The sequence below is a fragment of the Candidatus Galacturonatibacter soehngenii genome (genome assembly GCF_008830185.1).
GTDB lineage: Bacteria > Bacillota > Clostridia > Lachnospirales > Lachnospiraceae > Lachnotalea > Lachnotalea soehngenii.
In genome coordinates this window covers 1496854-1514059 of sequence record NZ_WAGX01000005.1, presented here as the reverse complement: position 1 = coordinate 1514059, position 17206 = coordinate 1496854, and the positions used below count along the sequence as shown (strand labels likewise).

Annotated in this window: 20 protein-coding genes, 4 tRNA genes, 1 rRNA gene and 1 pseudogene; 21 read left to right on the top strand and 5 right to left on the bottom strand. The window is 33.1% G+C overall.

Annotated features, from left to right (window positions below):
• The 4 genes from F7O84_RS14380 to F7O84_RS14365 all read left to right on the top strand — a co-directional run.
• Positions 1-1344, top strand: a 23S ribosomal RNA gene (locus F7O84_RS14380); the annotation flags it as partial.
• Positions 1345-1428: 84 nt separating this feature from the next.
• Positions 1429-1500 (top strand) — tRNA-Asn (locus F7O84_RS14375).
• Positions 1501-1509: 9 nt separating this feature from the next.
• Positions 1510-1581: transfer RNA gene (locus tag F7O84_RS14370), tRNA-Glu, on the top strand.
• A gap of 16 nt (positions 1582-1597) precedes the next feature.
• Positions 1598-1668 (top strand) — tRNA-Cys (locus F7O84_RS14365).
• A gap of 578 nt (positions 1669-2246) precedes the next feature.
• On the opposite strand, the gene F7O84_RS14355 is transcribed toward F7O84_RS14365, so the two are convergent.
• Positions 2247-3377, bottom strand: coding sequence for a GGDEF domain-containing protein (locus tag F7O84_RS14355; RefSeq protein ID WP_151146578.1), 1131 nt, complete (start codon positions 3375-3377; stop codon positions 2247-2249).
• Positions 3378-3660: 283 nt separating this feature from the next.
• On the opposite strand from F7O84_RS14355, the gene F7O84_RS14350 reads away from it, so the two are divergent.
• From F7O84_RS14350 to F7O84_RS14295, 14 genes and pseudogenes are all read left to right on the top strand, one after another.
• A tRNA-Met gene (locus F7O84_RS14350) sits at positions 3661-3734 on the top strand.
• A 79-nt stretch (positions 3735-3813) separates the two neighbouring features.
• Positions 3814-5163 (top strand): hypothetical protein, encoded by a 1350-nt coding sequence (locus F7O84_RS14345; RefSeq protein WP_151146576.1) that lies wholly within the window; start codon positions 3814-3816, stop codon positions 5161-5163.
• 18 nt (positions 5164-5181) lie between these two features.
• Complete coding sequence (locus tag F7O84_RS14340) at positions 5182-5901, top strand: NAD-dependent protein deacylase (protein WP_151146573.1); 720 nt, start codon at positions 5182-5184, stop codon at positions 5899-5901.
• A 30-nt stretch (positions 5902-5931) separates the two neighbouring features.
• On the top strand, positions 5932-6126 hold the full coding sequence (locus F7O84_RS14335) for a DUF951 domain-containing protein (RefSeq protein WP_151146572.1): 195 nt from the start codon (positions 5932-5934) through the stop codon (positions 6124-6126).
• Between the two features lie 102 nt (positions 6127-6228).
• A complete protein-coding gene (gene rpsF, locus F7O84_RS14330; protein ID WP_151146570.1) occupies positions 6229-6519 on the top strand; it encodes a 30S ribosomal protein S6 in 291 nt (96 codons plus the stop codon).
• Between the two features lie 91 nt (positions 6520-6610).
• A complete protein-coding gene (locus F7O84_RS14325; RefSeq protein WP_151146568.1) occupies positions 6611-7045 on the top strand; it encodes a single-stranded DNA-binding protein in 435 nt (144 codons plus the stop codon).
• Positions 7046-7080: 35 nt separating this feature from the next.
• Entirely contained in the window at positions 7081-7341 is a 261-nt protein-coding gene (gene rpsR, locus F7O84_RS14320) for a 30S ribosomal protein S18 (RefSeq protein ID WP_151146566.1), read from the top strand.
• Between the two features lie 341 nt (positions 7342-7682).
• Positions 7683-8795 (top strand): hypothetical protein, encoded by a 1113-nt coding sequence (locus F7O84_RS14315; RefSeq protein WP_151146563.1) that lies wholly within the window; start codon positions 7683-7685, stop codon positions 8793-8795.
• Between the two features lie 44 nt (positions 8796-8839).
• The gene (locus tag F7O84_RS14310) at positions 8840-9754 is read left to right on the top strand and encodes a S8 family serine peptidase (protein WP_192451767.1); all 915 of its coding nucleotides are present in this window, start codon (positions 8840-8842) and stop codon (positions 9752-9754) included.
• Positions 9755-10307: 553 nt separating this feature from the next.
• Positions 10308-10949: a SprT-like domain-containing protein gene (locus tag F7O84_RS14305; RefSeq protein WP_151146559.1), complete on the top strand. Its 642-nt coding sequence runs from the start codon at positions 10308-10310 to the stop codon at positions 10947-10949.
• A gap of 264 nt (positions 10950-11213) precedes the next feature.
• Complete coding sequence (locus F7O84_RS19040; RefSeq protein WP_192451766.1) at positions 11214-11384, top strand: hypothetical protein; 171 nt, start codon at positions 11214-11216, stop codon at positions 11382-11384.
• A 409-nt stretch (positions 11385-11793) separates the two neighbouring features.
• Positions 11794-11916 carry a hypothetical protein gene (locus F7O84_RS19390; protein ID WP_279238003.1) on the top strand — a complete coding sequence of 41 codons (123 nt, stop codon included), beginning with the start codon at positions 11794-11796 and terminating at the stop codon, positions 11914-11916.
• Between the two features lie 21 nt (positions 11917-11937).
• Positions 11938-12297, top strand: a pseudogene (locus F7O84_RS14300) (macro domain-containing protein); the annotation flags it as partial.
• 14 nt (positions 12298-12311) lie between these two features.
• On the top strand, positions 12312-12686 hold the full coding sequence (locus F7O84_RS14295; RefSeq protein ID WP_151146553.1) for a hypothetical protein: 375 nt from the start codon (positions 12312-12314) through the stop codon (positions 12684-12686).
• On the opposite strand, the gene F7O84_RS14290 is transcribed toward F7O84_RS14295, so the two are convergent.
• Positions 12668-12922 carry a hypothetical protein gene (locus F7O84_RS14290; protein WP_151146551.1) on the bottom strand — a complete coding sequence of 85 codons (255 nt, stop codon included), beginning with the start codon at positions 12920-12922 and terminating at the stop codon, positions 12668-12670. The genes F7O84_RS14295 and F7O84_RS14290 overlap by 19 nt on opposite strands.
• 409 nt (positions 12923-13331) lie before the next feature.
• Between F7O84_RS14290 and F7O84_RS14285 the strand changes: the two genes are divergently transcribed.
• The 3 genes from F7O84_RS14285 (at position 13332) to F7O84_RS14275 (ending at position 14707) form a co-directional block, all read left to right on the top strand.
• Complete coding sequence (locus F7O84_RS14285) at positions 13332-13640, top strand: hypothetical protein (RefSeq protein WP_151146548.1); 309 nt, start codon at positions 13332-13334, stop codon at positions 13638-13640.
• A 347-nt stretch (positions 13641-13987) separates the two neighbouring features.
• The gene (locus F7O84_RS14280; RefSeq protein ID WP_151146545.1) at positions 13988-14260 is read left to right on the top strand and encodes a hypothetical protein; all 273 of its coding nucleotides are present in this window, start codon (positions 13988-13990) and stop codon (positions 14258-14260) included.
• 45 nt (positions 14261-14305) lie between these two features.
• A complete protein-coding gene (locus F7O84_RS14275; RefSeq protein ID WP_151146542.1) occupies positions 14306-14707 on the top strand; it encodes a hypothetical protein in 402 nt (133 codons plus the stop codon).
• Between the two features lie 382 nt (positions 14708-15089).
• Here the strand turns inward: F7O84_RS14275 and F7O84_RS14270 are convergent, their stop codons facing one another.
• The 3 genes from F7O84_RS14270 to F7O84_RS14260 form a co-directional block, all read right to left on the bottom strand.
• Complete coding sequence (locus tag F7O84_RS14270) at positions 15090-15563, bottom strand: pyridoxamine 5'-phosphate oxidase family protein (RefSeq protein WP_151146539.1); 474 nt, start codon at positions 15561-15563, stop codon at positions 15090-15092.
• Between the two features lie 17 nt (positions 15564-15580).
• The gene (locus F7O84_RS14265; protein ID WP_151146536.1) at positions 15581-16192 is read right to left on the bottom strand and encodes a DUF6273 domain-containing protein; all 612 of its coding nucleotides are present in this window, start codon (positions 16190-16192) and stop codon (positions 15581-15583) included.
• 337 nt (positions 16193-16529) lie between these two features.
• Positions 16530-17099 carry a TetR/AcrR family transcriptional regulator gene (locus F7O84_RS14260; RefSeq protein ID WP_151146534.1) on the bottom strand — a complete coding sequence of 190 codons (570 nt, stop codon included), beginning with the start codon at positions 17097-17099 and terminating at the stop codon, positions 16530-16532.
• Positions 17100-17206: the final 107 nt, after the last annotated feature.

The following is a 17206-nucleotide window of genomic DNA, read 5'->3' as shown; positions in this document are numbered from 1 at the left end:
GTGGACCGAAATTAAAGTAGGGAAGTGTGTGAGCTAGCTGCCAAGAAAAGCCGCTATTGTTTTTATTGTACCCGTACCGTAAACCGACACAGGTGGATGAGGAGAGAATCCTAAGGCCGACGGGAGAAGCATTGTTAAGGAACTCGGCAAAATGACCCCGTAACTTCGGGAGAAGGGGTGCCTGGTGAAAGCCAGGCCGCAGAGAATTGGCCCAAGCAACTGTTTAGCAAAAACACAGGTCTATGCAAAACCGAAAGGTGAGGTATATGGGCTGACGCCTGCCCGGTGCTGGAAGGTTAAGGGGAGAGGTTAGCGCAAGCGAAGCTTTGAACTTAAGCCCCAGTAAACGGCGGCCGTAACTATAACGGTCCTAAGGTAGCGAAATTCCTTGTCGGGTAAGTTCCGACCCGCACGAAAGGCGTAATGATTTGGGCACTGTCTCGACAATGCACCCGGTGAAATTGAAGTACCAGTGAAGATGCTGGTTACCCGTGCCAGGACGGAAAGACCCCATGGAGCTTTACTCCAGTTTGATACTGGGATTCGGTACTGCATGTACAGGATAGGCGGGAGACTAGGAAGGTATGACGCCAGTCATACCAGAGTCGTTGTTGGGATACCGCCCTTGCAGTATTGGATTTCTAACTAGCCACCATAAACTGGTGGGAGGACAATGTCAGGCGGGGAGTTTGACTGGGGCGGTCGCCTCCGAAAGAGTATCGGAGGCGCTCAAAGGTTCCCTCAGAATGGTTGGAAACCATTCGCAGAGTGCAAAGGCATAAGGGAGCTTGACTGTGACACCGACGGGTGGAGCAGGTAGGAAACTAGGACTTAGTGATCCGGTGGTATAAAGTGGGATTGCCATCGCTCAACGGATAAAAGCTACCCTGGGGATAACAGGCTTATCACTCCCAAGAGTTCACATCGACGGAGTGGTTTGGCACCTCGATGTCGGCTCATCGCATCCTGGGGCTGAAGTAGGTCCCAAGGGTTGGGCTGTTCGCCCATTAAAGCGGTACGCGAGCTGGGTTCAGAACGTCGTGAGACAGTTCGGTCCCTATCCGGCACGGGCGCAGGATATTTGAGAGGAGCTGACCTTAGTACGAGAGGACCGGGTTGGACGAACCGCTGGTGTATCTGTTGTCTACCAAAGGCATGGCAGAGTAGCCAAGTTCGGAAGGGATAAACGCTGAAGGCATCTAAGCGTGAAGCCCCCCTCAAGATGAGATATCCCATAGCGCAGGCTAGTAAGACCCCTTGAAGACTACAAGGTAGATAGGACAGAGGTAGAAGTGCAGTAATGCATGTAGCTGACTGTTACTAATCGGTCGAGGGCATGACCAAAGAGCTTAGCAGGTGAGAGCTTGCTAAGAGAGTCGTCATACATTATTCGAATTTCATGTGCAGTTTTGAAGGTATAACCTTTAATCCTTGATAGCTCAATGGTAGAGCACACGGCTGTTAACCGTGGTGTTGTAGGTTCGAGCCCTACTCAGGGAGTTTAGCTTAGGCTCCATGGTCAAGCGGTTAAGACACCGCCCTTTCACGGCGGTAACAGGGGTTCAAATCCCCTTGGAGTCATATTAATTAAATATTTGGCGACATAGCCAAGTGGTAAGGCACGGGTCTGCAACACCCTCATCACCAGTTCAAATCTGGTTGTCGCCTCTCTTATGAAGCTTCAAATTCAATAATTATGGATTTGAAGCTTTTGTTTTTGTCAGTGTAAAAATAGTGCACATTACAAATAGGAAATTATCCTATGTTTTCATTTTGTTTAACTCTATTATTTCAGAAAGAGCATTAAGAAAAATTTATCTCAAAGGATTTGAAATTGTAATCAAACAAGGAAATGCTTACTCAGTTATGACCACATATGGGGCAATCAATGGAATTTTACTGCAAGAAACTATGATTTAGTTACTGTTATTTTAAGAGGTGAATGAAACTATGATGGTTTTGTAATGACTGATTGGTGGGCTAATATGTATGAAGAAGGTGAAAAGCCTTCTACCAAGAACACAGCAGCTATGGTAAGAGCGCAAAACGATATATTCATGGTGATAGAAAATGCAATGGAAAAGAGTTAGAAGCAGTGTAAGAAGAGGAAAAGAGGGAAGACATAAGTTTTGACATTACTTTGCACAAAGTGGAATGGTAATAGACCACATTTCGATTACATTAATAAAGGAACTTGAACGATTTACATATTAATAGAAAAACTGCCTTATGAAAACATAGGGCAGTTAATCAATTAGCTTCATACTAGATGCAGAATGTGTTGCAATCATATAGGTGTTTTTTCCATTACTTTTTGCCTGATACAATGCGTCATCTGCCAAATTAATTAAATCAATGTAACTTGTTACATTTGAAGTAGCTTTGCAAGAGATACCAATACTTAATGTTATTTTTTTATAACTTGATTTTAGATGTTCAATGTTTGCTTCTGATATGATATGTATTAGCTCTTTGGCAATTGTGACTGCTTCTTGCAGGGTATGCTTCGTATCTACTAATACAAATTCTTCACCGCCGTAACGAGCTATGTAACAGTCATGATTCGATTCAAATTTTTTAAAGATTTCACCAATTGTAACAAGGCAATTATCTCCGCATAAATGACCATAGCAATCATTATAATCTTTAAAATTATCAATATCGATCATCATTAATGTAAGCCGATTAGCAGGTGTTTTATCAAATATACTAATGATATATTGATTAAAGCTTCTTCGATTGTGAAGACTGGTTAATTCATCAGTATTACAGACCATTTCTAGTTTTTGACTAGAGGAAATTTCTTTCATGCGAGAACAATTTATGGTGTAAGAAGTAACGGCACTGATAAAAAAACATGCAAGTATATTGGTTTGGTCAATAAAGAGTACGGTATTTGACTTATGTTGCATAGAATAAAATAAAAATATAGCAATAAAAATCAAATTAAAAATATTTATTTCAATAGTAGGTAATATAAATATCATAGGTAGACAGATTAGAAATACAGGAAACATGACGGAAGCGATATTAAGCTTATTAAAGCAACCAATATAGATTCCAAATGCATAAATTAAAGCAATTACAAAATATAAAAAGTAGTCAGATATAATACACTCAAAATACATGATATGTTTACATAGAATATTGATTACAATAAATATGATAAAATAGAAAAGATATGCACCAAACAGGCCTGCATAATCGTTTGTTAGCTTGCTATACAAGCAAAGGATTCCAAAAATAAAAACAGCAACATTATTTAATGTATTTAAGGAGGACATATTTAGTTGAATAATTTTATCTTTGTTTTCTTTTAAAAAATTTTTGTATGTATTATTATATGCCCATTTTATAAATAAATCTTCTACCTTCATAGGATACCTTTCAACTTAGTTAAATCTTTATATTTTTTTTATAAATAATTTATTTTAATATTACATGATAATGTTATCAATATCAACATTTTTCAACAATAATTTATGCTGCGGATTAAAGGATACGAATTTTTTTATAAAAATAAAAAAATATGTAATAGAAATATATCTATTGCATATAATGAAATAGGGCAATATACTTGACAAAACATAAGTTGAGTTATATAATATATAATGTTCGATATGAATTAAGCAACTATATAAATTCATATTTTAGTATTAACGCGGGGTGGAGCAGTCTGGAAGCTCGTCGGGCTCATAACCCGAAGGTCGTAGGTTCAAATCCTGCCCCCGCAATTGCGAAGCCATCATTCCATATTGGAGAAATAGGAATGATGGTTTTATTTGATTATAAAAAAACAAAAAAGGGGATATTATGGAAAGATGGTTTACCGATAAAGAAAAATATTTAGATCGAATATTTATAATAGGTATACTTCTCTTGCTGATTGGATGGACGGTGATTCAGCCATTAGGTGGGGGACCAGATGAAAAAATGAGATATTCAATTGTCCAGTATATATTTGTACATTTGAAACTTCCTCACGGAGGAGACCCAGAAATACTAGACAGGACTTGGGGATTTTCCTATGCGTTTCAGCCCATATTGCCTTACATATTATCCGCTATCTTTGTAAAAATAGGTTCCTATTTTACAATGAATGGATTTTTATTATTACTATGTGCCAGATTCGTCAATATTATCCTTGGGACGCTTATGGCGTTATATACAAGAAAGCTATCAAAGCTTATATTTAAAGCGGCTCTTTCACAATGGCTATTTACGCTCTTGGTGGTGCTACTACCTATGCAGCTATTTATGCACACGTATGTTAACACAGACTCTATGGCTCTTTTATCTACTGTGTTAATTGTATATTCCTGGATAAAAGGATGTGAAAATAATTGGGATATCAAATCGTGTATTGTCTTGGCAATCGGTATCATTCTTTGTGCGATGTCCTATTATAATGCATATGGGTATATTTTGTGCAGTATGATTTTATTTTTATTTTGTTATGTGCAGCTACAAAAATATAAGATAAAGATCGATTGGGTTTTACTTTTAAAAAAGGGAAGTATCATTTCTATTATTGTATTAATAGGAATTGGATGGTGGTTTATTCGAAGCTATATCATCTATGATGGTGATTTTCTTGGACTTAGAATACGAGATGAATATGCAGAGATTTATGCCATTGATTCTTTAAAACCGTCGATTCATGAAACGTTTTATAATCAAGGATATTCCATTTGGTATATGTTAAGACACTCTAACTTTATTGTATTAACATCAAAAAGCTTTATTGCGATGTTTGGAAATATGGCAGTTGGTGTTTATGATTGGATATACTATGGATACTTGGTTCTAATTGTTATCGGCCTATTGGGTATGTTTATACCACAAAAGAATAGAAGCTATTTGACAAGGTTAAATGACAAGCAAGTGATACTACTACATTTTAACATGTTTTTATGCATGATTATTCCAAATGTGTTGAACATTTGGGCTGCATATTCTTATGATTATCAGCCACAAGGAAGATATAGCCTTCCTATGTTGGTTTCACTTATGTATTTTGTTTCAATAGGAATTCACAAGGTAATCAACCGATTTGTTAAAAAAGAAAAAATAAGACAACCAATTTTATTTGCAATTAGTGCTTGGATTATTTTGGTTTGTGTGGTTTGCTTAAGAATGTTTATTATACCGATGTATTTATAAATGAAGGGTGAATAAAAGATGAAAGAGGATAGAGCGCAACTTAAAGAGTTAATTCAAAATAGTGATAATATTGTGTTTTTTGGTGGCGCGGGCGTATCGACTGAAAGCGGAATTCCTGATTTTCGAAGTGTGGATGGACTTTATAATCAGGAATACGATTATCCACCTGAAACAATATTAAGTCACAGTTTTTTTCAGAGGAAGCCGCAAGAATTTTATCGATTTTATAAAAATAAGATGATATGCCTATCTGCAAAACCAAACAATGCACATAAGGCACTTGCAAGACTTGAACAGTTGGGTAAATTAAAGGCGGTCATTACACAAAATATTGATGGTTTACATCAAATGGCTGGAAGTAAAAATGTGTTAGAATTGCATGGGTCTGTGCATAGGAATTATTGTCAAAGGTGCAAAAAGCTTTATGACGCAGACTTTATTCTTTCTGCTAAAGAGATTCCAACCTGCGAATGCGGTGGAAGAATTAAGCCAGATGTCGTATTATATGAAGAGGGACTTGATCAACATATTATTTCCGAGGCGGTAAGATATATCAACCAAGCACAGGTATTAATCATTGGTGGTACTTCTCTTAATGTTTATCCAGCAGCAGGGCTTATAGACTATTATAAAAAAGATAAGCTGGTGTTGATTAACAAAGACGCAACGCCTATGGATCAACGTGCGAACTTGCTGATTTCGGGGAAAATAGGTGAAGTATTATCAGAGTTTACATGATTTGAAATAATTTATTAGGAGAGAATGGATATGGATGTAAAGCATAACTATGAAGTAGGTGACATTGTTAAATTAAAGAAAAAACATCCCTGCGGAAGCTTTGAGTGGGAAATTTTAAGAGTAGGGGCTGACTTTCGGCTCAAATGTTTAGGATGCTCTCATCAAGTGATGATTGCACGAAAATTAGTCGAAAAGAATACAAAAGAATTGCGTAAAAAAGCTTGATAATATAGACAAGATATGGTATCATAATTATTCGTGATATATTATAAATTTCCTTGTTCCTTACAAGATAAGGGGCCAGAGACCAAAAGGAGGTACTAGAACATGAACAAATATGAATTAGCAATTGTTCTTAATGCAAAAGTTGAGGACGAAGTAAGAGTAGCATCTGTTGAAAAGGTAAAAGAATACATTACACGTTTTGGCGGAACAGTTACTAACGTTGATGAATGGGGTAAGAAAAGATTAGCTTACGAAATTCAGAAAATGAAAGAAGGATTCTTCTACTTCATCCAATTCGAATCTAATTCAGATTGTCCTAACGAAGTTGAAAAAAACGTTCGTATCATGGAATCTGTTATTAGATATTTATGCGTAAGACAGGATGCAAAATAGATAATAATAAATGAATGTAAAGCGTCTGATACTGAAATGTGTGATAGCACATTTGCCAAAACTGCAAGACGCGTGTCGATGGAGGTAAATTATGAATAAAGTAATTTTAATGGGACGTTTGACAAGAGACCCAGAAGTAAGATATTCTCAAGGCGATAACGCTACAGCAGTTGCCAGATATAGTCTAGCAGTTGATCGTAGATTTAAAAGAGACGGTGAACAGAGTGCGGATTTCATTAACTGTGTTGCATTTGGAAAATCAGCAGAGTTTGCTGAAAAATACTTACGTCAGGGTATGAAAATTGCAGTAACAGGACGTATCCAAACAGGAAGCTATACAAATAAAGATGGTCAGAAGGTATATACAACAGATATCGTTGTAGAAGAGCACGAATTTGCAGAGAGCAAAGGTGCTACCAGCGAGGGTGGCTATCAGGCGGCAGCTAAACCATCACCTACATCAGCAATCGGAGATGGTTTTATGAATATACCTGACGGTATTGATGAAGAATTACCATTTAACTAATCGTTGAAATAAATTTCATATAAGGAGGTTTCATTATGGCTTACCAAAAGACTGAAAGACCAGAAGGTCAATTTAAAAGAAGACCTATGCGTAGAAGAAAAAAAGTTTGTGTATTCTGTGGAAAAGATAGTTCAATCGAATACAAAGATGTAAATAAATTAAAAAGATATGTATCTGAAAGAGGTAAAATTCTTCCTAGAAGAATCACAGGAAACTGTGCAAAACATCAGAGAGCTCTTACTGTTGCAATTAAGAGAGCAAGACATATCGCTTTAATGCCTTACACAATGGATTAAACCCAGTATTTACAAGGGTTTGAGAAGTTGGGTGGAGTGATTTGACACAACTTTGACACAAGATTTTAAAAATTTGACCAATGGACTCGAGAGGGTTTGTTGGTCTTTTTTGTGTTTGGGGGAGCAATGAGGGAAATGAGAGTTATTTAAGAAAATTTTTTATTTGACTTAAATTGTTAACTAAAATATAAAACAAGTTTACAATTACACAGATTTTATATAATAAATCCATTTATGCTTTCAAATCGTCTATTGGTGCTTTTTCTATTTAATAATTAAAGAAAATATATATAATAATATTTGGAACTTAAGATAATTAAAGAAAAGAGAGGGAGTATAGAATGAAAAACAAAGGAAAAATATCATTGGTTCTTATAGCATGTATAACAATTACAAGTTATACTAATGTTCATGCTAAAGACATAGAGAGTAATGTGATTATTAATAATAATACCGTTTATCGCGAGGTGGAAAATAAAGAATTATTGAATGATAGGTATCAAGATGATATATCTGTAATAAAGGAAAATGGTTACAGTGAGGCAGATATTCAAGATCTTTCGATGGATACCATTAGTGAAGTAGCAGATGCTTTGGAAGAAGACTCTGATTCTGTGCAAATTTCAACAGGAGTATATACTTTTGACGAATTACAGAATATTGAAGTACTCGCAAATTTATCAGAAGAAGAGTTGGTTAGTCAGTGTGGACTTAGTAAACAAAAAGCAAAAGAAATTAAAAAACAGTTTAAGTCATTTGAAAATATGAGTAATAATCAAATAAAAAAAGAATACAATTTAAATGATGGTGAAGTAGCATTATTAAGAAAAGCTTTAAGAAAACAAAGCAATTATAAACCATATAAAGCTATTAAGGATGATGACAAAGTTACATTATCTTCTACTATTTCGTCATCAAAATTAAGCTTTACTCAAACCGTAGTTAATAATTCAACTTACAAAAATGGTAAGCGTACTAACTCTAACTATAAGGTAACAGAATCCTTTAGTTGGCTTAAGTGTTATTATCCATGGGGATTTACTGATACGATAGGAGTTGCTTGGAGTGGAGGTTATACGTATAGTACTTCATCTAAGAGTATTTCATATTATAATATGAAAGGTGTATTGCCATCATTTACATGGGGAGCGGCTAAGGGAACAAAGAATGCTTCAGCTGATGGTACGGCTTCTAAAGGATGTAAATATAGCTTTAGTCAAGCATATAGTTCTTCGCTTTCAAATATTGCATATGCTAAAAGTGGAAAGATAGTCCTTAATTTAACCCAATCAGGATATACAGGAAAAAAAGCGCAGGTTATATCAAAGTATTGTCATAAGGTGTTAGCACCTGGCTCGGTCAGTGTATCATCATCGCCATCGGTAACAGTAAGTGTAAAGGCTTCATACCAAACGACTGATACAGATGATACAAATAATAGTATTTATTATTAACTATGAAGAAAAAAATTTTAACCATTATATGTTTAGTGAGTATAATGACAGCTTGTTCAAGTAATAACAAAAATGTAAATACTCAATGGTGGATGGAAAATACTCAATTTGGAATTAATATTAATAATGTGTGGAGTCAAACGACTGGTAATCAAGATATTATAGTTGGTATAATTGATAGTGGTGTGGATATTACTAACAAAAATATAAAAGATTCTATTTATATAAATTATAATGAAATAGCAGATAATGAAATTGATGATGATGGTAATGGCTATGTAGATGATATAAATGGATGGAATTTTTATGATAATACTAATGATATATATACTGCGTTTACCTCGGATTATCATGGGACTATGATTGCAGGTATCCTTACAGATAAAGATTATGGGATAGCTCCAAATATAAGATATCTTCCTTTAAAATGTTTTAGAGGGTCGGAAGGAAGCATTGAAGATGTAATTAAAGCCATTGAATATGGATATGACGTGGGGGTTAGATTATTTAATTGTAGTTGGGATACAAATCAGTATAGTGAAGAACTATATGAGGTGATTCAATCATATCAAGATGCCATTTTCGTTTGTTCAGGTGGGAAGAATTATGAAAATTTAGATTTGACACCCGTATATCCAGCATGCTACAATTTATCTAATATAATTTGTGTAGGTGGAATTACAGAGTCTGGGGATATATATGAATTTTCAGGTTATGGTAATGACATTGATATATATGCACCAGGTGCAGATATATATTCTCTTATGCCTGAGAATACTTATAATTATTCGGATGGAACTTCACTTGCGGTAGCAATTGTAACTGGTGCTATAGCTTTAGCTAAGAGTATTGATCCGTTAGTGTCATGTGAGGAAATAAAGGAACGTTTTAGTGAAAGTTATAATGACTTTAATAATTTAAATACATTAGATGTAAACAAACTTTGTTTTGGAAATTAAGGAGAAAATTCAATGGATATAATGATTTTTTTAATAATATTATATATAGTAGCTTATTATTTTGTTGCTAGAGTTAGCGTTTTTGAAAGATATAAGAAGTATCATAGAATTATTATGACATTTTCTTTAGTAGCTGTAATATTTGGTTGTTTGACACCATTTAATTTCATTTATACTTTTTTGTTTGCATATATATTGCTATTGGTTAACTTTATTATAAATAAGTATTTTTTTAGAAATCTAGAGAACAAAAAGATTTAGCTGGTATTATATAATTTACATTTAGAAGATTTGACCAATGGACTCGAGAGGGTTTGTTGGTCTTTTTGATTTTAAGGAGTAGTGAGGGAAATGAGAGTTTTGCAGGAGATTATTTCAATTTTAATATAAAACTTGATAAAATAATATAAACAGAACGGTTTATTTAAAACAGAAATAAAAGTTTAGAGGACATGGGTAAAAATATTCATGTCCTTTTCTATGCAATGAATTGTTAGTGTACTTGCAAAAAGAAGCATATAAGTGAAATTCCTATAAAAGGAGTTGATAAAATATGTTACAAGAAATGCAACAAATAAGTGAAAAAACATATGAGGTATTAAATAATACTTTCTATCAAGGGGAATTACCAAAGGTGATTCTTACCATTCAGTCTTCCCCCAAAACATATGGACACTTTACTGTATCACCAGTATGGAAAGCAGAGGAGGAGCGTTACCATGAAATCAATCTTTCTGCAGAGCATTTAGACAGAGCCTTTGAAAACATAGCGGCAACCATAGCCCATGAGATGTGTCATTTATATGCAAAGATAAAAGGAATAGCTGATACAAGTAAGGATGGGAGATATCATAATAAAAATTTTAGAGACATCGCAGAAAATCATGGGATTCATGTGGAATATGTAAAATACATTGGCTACTCCAAGACAACACCATCGGAACAATTAAAACAGGTAATTGAAGAGTATAGACTTGGAAAGCCAATGGAACTAAATCGGGGTACAGAGGTGAATTATGTTGGTGGCAGTGGAGGGAATGATTCTACAAATGGTTTATCTGGTGGGAACAGAAAGAAAAAGAGTAGTACAAGGAACTGGATGTGTCCAAGTTGTGGAAATAAGTGCCGTACTACCAAGGATATTTCTATCATTTGCGGAGAATGTATGGAAGAGTTTAAAAGATTGGGAGAGTAGGGATAAAGGAAAAAGGATAAAACCAAAAGGATAGAATGATTTGGAATGGGTTTATTTAAGGTTTAAAGGGGGGAAATCAGGGTCAAAATAGTATGGGTTGTAAATGGTTAGGGTAAAGAGGAAAAAAGGAAACCACAAGTTTACCGAACTGAAAATTTGTAGTTTTGAGAAAGAAAAAAGTTAATTAAGATACGGTTAACGTAATTGTTGGACAGCCAAGAGATAGAAGGGAGAAAAGAGGATAGATGGAGGAAGCAAGGAAAAATGAAATGCTTACAAAGTCTTATGTTTTATACACTGAAACAACAAAATAAAAATAAGAATAGGCTTAGGATTTCAAGAAATACAGGAAATAAAAATACCGAGCCTATTTTTACAAAAATAGATACAAGGAAAAAAATAATTAACAGTGTTACAGAGGTAGAAAAAGAATGAAATACAGATAGTAAAACTGGTTGGATATATTTTACAAGCAATAATATGAATATAATATAATTACTCCCCAAATTGAGGAGTAGATTATGGTTTAATAGGGAGGGAAATAGATACTCCTGATATAAAGAGGAATGGTTGAATAACTAATGTTGTGGTTTGAAAGCAGATTGAGTGGGAGAGGAGACATTGCAATAAAAGCAGAATACCATTTTAATTAATATATTCCAAGAAGTAAACAATTGTTGTAAGAAGGATATTGGAGAAGAGTTTATTTGGGTAAATTATGAATTACCTAACTATGCAAAGTATGCAATCAGTATGAAAGAACATAGAACAATATAAATATTGGAGGATAAGAAAATGGATCGAGCAAACTATGAAACTATGAATAAAATAGATAGGATACTTGTTGATATGGAAGGATTATGTGAAATATATCATTAATAATTATAAAGATAATGTATCAGATTTAGATGATAGAATTGCAAATGATATTCGTTTAGAAAAATGGAAAACAGATATAAATGATTAGAGAAAACTTGGTAAGAAACAAAAATATAAATTAGGTAGCTTATATTTGGATGGAGATTATATATTTACAGCTTTTACAAAATTTGATGATGATAATAGAGCATACTTGTATATGAATGATTATGTCAATTTTTTACTTAGCTTTTGGAATGAGATTGATATAATTTATTCTGGGAGATCGGTGGTTATACCATTATTTGGTTCGGGAATAACACGTTTTAAGGAGTATGATACAATAACAGAACAGGAGCTTTTGGAGTTGCTCATATGGTCATTTAAGATTAGCAAGATAAAATTTAAGTATCCTTCAAAAGCTACAATTGTAATGCATAAAAACTTATTTGATAAAATAAATTTCACAAAATTAAAGGAGTGGGAGTAAAAGGATATAAATAAATGAAATGGACTGAAGTATATATGAACATTAAAAAATTTATAAGTAGTATAGGCATAAAATTAATTTATAGTACTAGTGGTGCGATATATGTTGCATCATATATTGCATTTATTTTTTTATATTTGACAATTAAGCATGAATTTGTAAATTCTTTATTCTTAATGGGTGTTGTGCTTGTTTTTTTGATAAGAATAGTTGTTAGAGAACTTATGCTTGAAAGATTGGATTATGTTGAAATTGATGGATATAAATTAAAGAATATGAAAGAAAATGCATTTCAAAGGTCATATCAGTTTTTGGATTTTGTATATATGATGATAATTATATTTTTAATTATCATTTTAGAGAAAAAAAATCAAGTGATTAAAGTATAGCTTTTTTCGGTTAATTCTGTAAATGTTTGTTCTGATGTATATCCTGGTTGTAATTTAAACTTGTCCTTTGCTGAAGAAGCTTTAAGCATTGCAAATTGATAACAATTAGACTTTGTTTTAGCTGTATCATTCCATGTACTTGGGCTATATGCCCATTCACTTTCACCAGCCGGTAGTAATTTTGCTGCAATAACAGTTGTATTACTTGATACAACAATTATTGTTAGCAGTGCCAATAATGATATAATTTTTAGAATTTCTATAATAATGCTTTATCTGGCATACTATTATCTGTAACAAGTATCGATATAAGTAGATGAAAATAACTTGTCTATATATATGATTTGATTTAAAATAAAAATATTAAATAAATAATAAGAGGGAGATTATATGAGAACATGAGCAAAACTCAAATGGATATTGGTCTCATAAGCCTGGTTTGACTGCTGTAACAAATTTAGAGGCTTTAGGCAATAAAATATCTAATCCACAAACATGTAACAGAAATTATGTTGAAGTTTACACAAATAAAAGTGGAACTTATAAAGCGGGAATACATTATTCTTATTCTACATTTTGTGGGTTTTATATGGTAAACTAATAACGTATAAATAAATATATTTAGAAAAGATTTGGTAAAATAATATGAAAAAATATAAAATAATTATATTAATGGGTATTATGTTATTGTCGCTATTAATTGTATCTTGTAAATCAAATAATAAGGAAAATGATACGGCTAATGATAATACATATAAATTAACTAAAAATATGATAAAAAATGATGTTGATGAGTTACTAGGAGAACCCAAAGAGGATATAGGATCAGGACTTTCTGTTTATATTTACAGGATAGATGATGTAACGATATTAACTAGTTATGATTCTGAAGAGCGATTAATAAGTGCAACTTTACAAAAAAATGATGGGACAGAAGAACAATTAATTGAATAGAAATAATGTATATAACTGCTTATGTTGAAGTGTTCTTCTTTTGAATACAAAAATGCTGAATTATTAAGAAATATTTTACAAGAAAAAGATTGATATCGAGTGAAGGGGATTATTGGTTCTTTTCAAATGGGAGTTTTGTAATATATTACAATCTTGATGTTCTACAATTACTTTAAAGAATGTGATTTACTGGACAACACAGAAGAGTCATTATAGTTATCAAAAATCCGGCATGAACAAGTTTTAAAGCAGTTGAAGGGCAACCTACTAATGGAACTTATGTAAAAAAAGAGGATTCGTTATTTTATGGAGAAAGTGTTGGTAAAAAAGTATCAATTTCATTTGGAGTGGGACTTGGAGTAGAGTATGCAAATGTGTCAGCAAGTGTAAGTTTTGATGTTCCATTAGGAAAAACATATAATTCATATTATGGAAAAGCTCTTAAAGCAGATTCATCAGGATATTACATAATAAAAGCTAAAAAATACATAAAACCAACTATCAAGTTCATACAGTATCGTCATAAAAAGAACGGTAAATGGGGTTCCTGGGAAAAACCAAGTGTTTATTCTAAATCATATGAAACAGTTAAATCGTATTCTGCTTTAGTAAAGCAATAAAGAAAGAGAAAAGGTGATTATTTGTTTAGAAATAAAAAAATGGTTATGATATATCTACTATCAATACTAGTCACAGGTGTGATTAGTTCGATAATAGTTTATTCACTTACTTTACAATCAATGCAAATAAAAAAAGGTGATTGGTATGGTACATATCAATTTAATATTCGAGATTTGGATAAAACAGAATATTTGGCAGTAATTCTACCTTCAGCAGGCGATGCAAATGAAGAGGAAGGTGAATTCCAATGGTATAATATTAATAATGAGGTATTAGCCCAAGGTACCTGTAAAATTGATAAAGGAGGTTTTGTTACCTTTGAAGTCGATGGAAATAGCATTGCAACGATATTTGGTGTTGATGAAAAATACTATTTTGTTGATGATTCTATAATACCACAAGAAATAATTAAAATATCTGAAGAACCTATGGTGTCTACACCATAATAACGAAGATAAAGGTAAGACAAAGCTTATCTAGAGGGATTATTCTAGAAATTATTATGGGTAATTGTTTTGTATGTAGGCATACAGAGGAACGAGATTTTAATTCTATCAAAGATATTGATATTGCAGTGAGTTATGGGAAGTTTAAAGAATTGGTTTAAATAAACAATACGGTTTATTTAACAAAAATAAGAGTACAGAGGGCATGGGTAAAACTATCCGTGTCCTTTTTCTAAAGGCTCTATGTTATTTATTGTAGACGAAAGTATTCAGCAATTATCAACTTGTTATTTAGGCGAATTATAGCTCAAGACTGTCACATAACTGCCCTGAGCTATGGTACAACAAAATTAAACTCCGAAGAAAATAATATGTAAAATATTTATGTAGCCGACTTATTTTCAAAATCAAAGTGATAAAACTCAGCACCATGATCAATTCGAAGTGTGCCTTTTGTCAAATAGATAGCCAGAAAACAACAATTTTTATCATTTTCGTTGTTAGCAAAATCGTACCAGTCTTTAAAGGCAATACGTAGTTTGTCCCTTATTTGAGCATTGCTGGGATCTAGCACCCATCCTAAATTTTTCCCTATTCCACTACTAAAAAAATCTTCGAAATTAACTGAAATTGACACTTCAGGGTTAGCACTTATTTGCTTTACCTTATTGGATAGTGCATACGTAACGATGTAAAACACACCATCTTCATAATAGGCATCTACATCACGCACACATGGACGAGGTTTACCATCCTCACTTTGTTCAAGTGAGATTGTAGCAAGAGAAATTACATTGTCCTTATTGTTTCCAAATCTTTCGTTAAGAATCTTCATTCCTTCTTCAAATTTACTCATATATAACCTCCTTATATTTACATTTTTATCCAAAGAGCTGGGCGAACCCCACCTCTATTGTCATTGGTTAACCGATGAATTATATTTGTATTACGTTTTGAAATCCCATTACCTTGTATACCAATGTTGCCGTCACCATGTATATAAACGGCTACACGATTATTCTTTCCTGGTGTACGAAGCCACCACCACCAAGAACAATTTAAAAATGTTGACTTTCGTTTCATATTGTTCTCATCTTTTCTTTGAAACCAATATCTTTGATTCTTACCAGGATAATCTAGCAATCGACTACTATCACCAAAATATTTTCTAACAACATCATCAATGGATAATAAAAATATCTTATCGATAGTATCTTCGCCGCCGTCTGCCTTATACCACAAGTTACTAGGATTGGTGTTTACTGTTTCAACTATTCTTTCTTGGTCATTCTTGCTCAATTGATTGTAAAAGTTCTCATTAAGATATCTCCTCAATTCACAGTCTTTCCAAGTAATGTCTACAGATTTATTGTGATAATCACGTTGCTCGATTATTTCCTCTGCTAATATCAAAGCTTTCTCATCTTTCATATCGAGAACACGCCATGCGTAACCACCAAATTTTAATCCAGCCCCAATCTTCATAAGCTACCCCTCTTTTTATTTAATCGCAACATATATTTTCATGTATTCTTTGTTACCTATTTTAAATGGACTTTCAAAGGCAAAATCGTCATAGGTATATCGGTTGATTGTTACATAATTTAAGCACCCTCCTCTTTCTACCACATGTAAGTACTGTATGTTTACCTCAAATTCATGTTATCACCCCCTTATACTTTATTATATCTCCAATTTTTAGCAAAGCAAGCAATTTTAAGTTGCATTTATTAATGCTTCGCACTTTTATGTTGCGAAAGCATGTAACATAAGTGATGAAACACAGATTTAACCATGTAAAAAATATGAATAAGTTTCTTTTCTAGTACTTCATGCCTATTGTTCTTCCTACAATGTATAATATTAATTGGGCTTCTTCTTCTGGGGATTTCAAGCAATCCGAAAAAATCCACTCTTTAACAAGTCTAACTGTTCCGTGCTGAACAAAGGAAGCAATTGCCTTTTTTTTATCCAAATCAAGGTCTTTGGGTAGATGTTCTATGATCAGCTGATCAAACTGTGGAAGAGAAAGTGCGATTTGTGTTAATAAATCATAGTTGTCTTGCTCTAACACCAGCTTTGCAAATTCAAGATTGTCTTTTATATATTGTAGAACCTGAGTCAAACACTCATCAATGCTCTTGCTTTTTGACATATCATTTAAAATGGTAAATGAAGTATTTTGTATATAAGTCTGAGCGATTTCGTTTAATACATCATATTGACTCCCATAATGATTATAAAAGGTAGTACGATTTATCCTGGCTACTTGACACAATTCGCGTATGGAAATTTTTTTAATGTTGTAAGTTTTTAACATTTCTAATAAAGCCTCATGAATCAAGCGTTTGGTTAACATGACTCTTTGATTGATAATACTTTTTTTATGCATGGCCTATCCTCCAATCAACACTTTTGAAACATCTGTCGGTTGCAAAATCAACATATGTTGATATTATTATAAAGTACAAATGAAAGAAATCAATAGAAGGAGTAATG

Excerpts from the sequence above, each read along its gene's own strand:
- rpsR (WP_151146566.1), top strand. The coding sequence starts at position 7,081 with ATGGCTTACCAAAAGACTGAAAGACCAGAAGGTCAATTTAAAAGAAGA.
- F7O84_RS19040 (WP_192451766.1), top strand. The coding sequence starts at position 11,214 with ATGAAATGCTTACAAAGTCTTATGTTTTATACACTGAAACAACAAAAT.
- F7O84_RS14275 (WP_151146542.1), top strand. The coding sequence starts at position 14,306 with ATGATATATCTACTATCAATACTAGTCACAGGTGTGATTAGTTCGATA.
- F7O84_RS14260 (WP_151146534.1), bottom strand. The coding sequence starts at position 17,099 with ATGCATAAAAAAAGTATTATCAATCAAAGAGTCATGTTAACCAAACGC.
- F7O84_RS14315 (WP_151146563.1), top strand. The coding sequence starts at position 7,683 with ATGAAAAACAAAGGAAAAATATCATTGGTTCTTATAGCATGTATAACA.
- F7O84_RS14335 (WP_151146572.1), top strand. The coding sequence starts at position 5,932 with ATGGATGTAAAGCATAACTATGAAGTAGGTGACATTGTTAAATTAAAG.
- rpsF (WP_151146570.1), top strand. The coding sequence starts at position 6,229 with ATGAACAAATATGAATTAGCAATTGTTCTTAATGCAAAAGTTGAGGAC.
- F7O84_RS14295 (WP_151146553.1), top strand. The coding sequence starts at position 12,312 with ATGAAATGGACTGAAGTATATATGAACATTAAAAAATTTATAAGTAGT.
- F7O84_RS14305 (WP_151146559.1), top strand. The coding sequence starts at position 10,308 with ATGTTACAAGAAATGCAACAAATAAGTGAAAAAACATATGAGGTATTA.
- F7O84_RS14270 (WP_151146539.1), bottom strand. The coding sequence starts at position 15,563 with ATGAGTAAATTTGAAGAAGGAATGAAGATTCTTAACGAAAGATTTGGA.
- F7O84_RS14340 (WP_151146573.1), top strand. The coding sequence starts at position 5,182 with ATGAAAGAGGATAGAGCGCAACTTAAAGAGTTAATTCAAAATAGTGAT.
- F7O84_RS14285 (WP_151146548.1), top strand. The coding sequence starts at position 13,332 with ATGAAAAAATATAAAATAATTATATTAATGGGTATTATGTTATTGTCG.
- F7O84_RS14325 (WP_151146568.1), top strand. The coding sequence starts at position 6,611 with ATGAATAAAGTAATTTTAATGGGACGTTTGACAAGAGACCCAGAAGTA.
- F7O84_RS14310 (WP_192451767.1), top strand. The coding sequence starts at position 8,840 with ATGACAGCTTGTTCAAGTAATAACAAAAATGTAAATACTCAATGGTGG.
- F7O84_RS14355 (WP_151146578.1), bottom strand. The coding sequence starts at position 3,377 with ATGAAGGTAGAAGATTTATTTATAAAATGGGCATATAATAATACATAC.
- F7O84_RS14265 (WP_151146536.1), bottom strand. The coding sequence starts at position 16,192 with ATGAAGATTGGGGCTGGATTAAAATTTGGTGGTTACGCATGGCGTGTT.
- F7O84_RS14345 (WP_151146576.1), top strand. The coding sequence starts at position 3,814 with ATGGAAAGATGGTTTACCGATAAAGAAAAATATTTAGATCGAATATTT.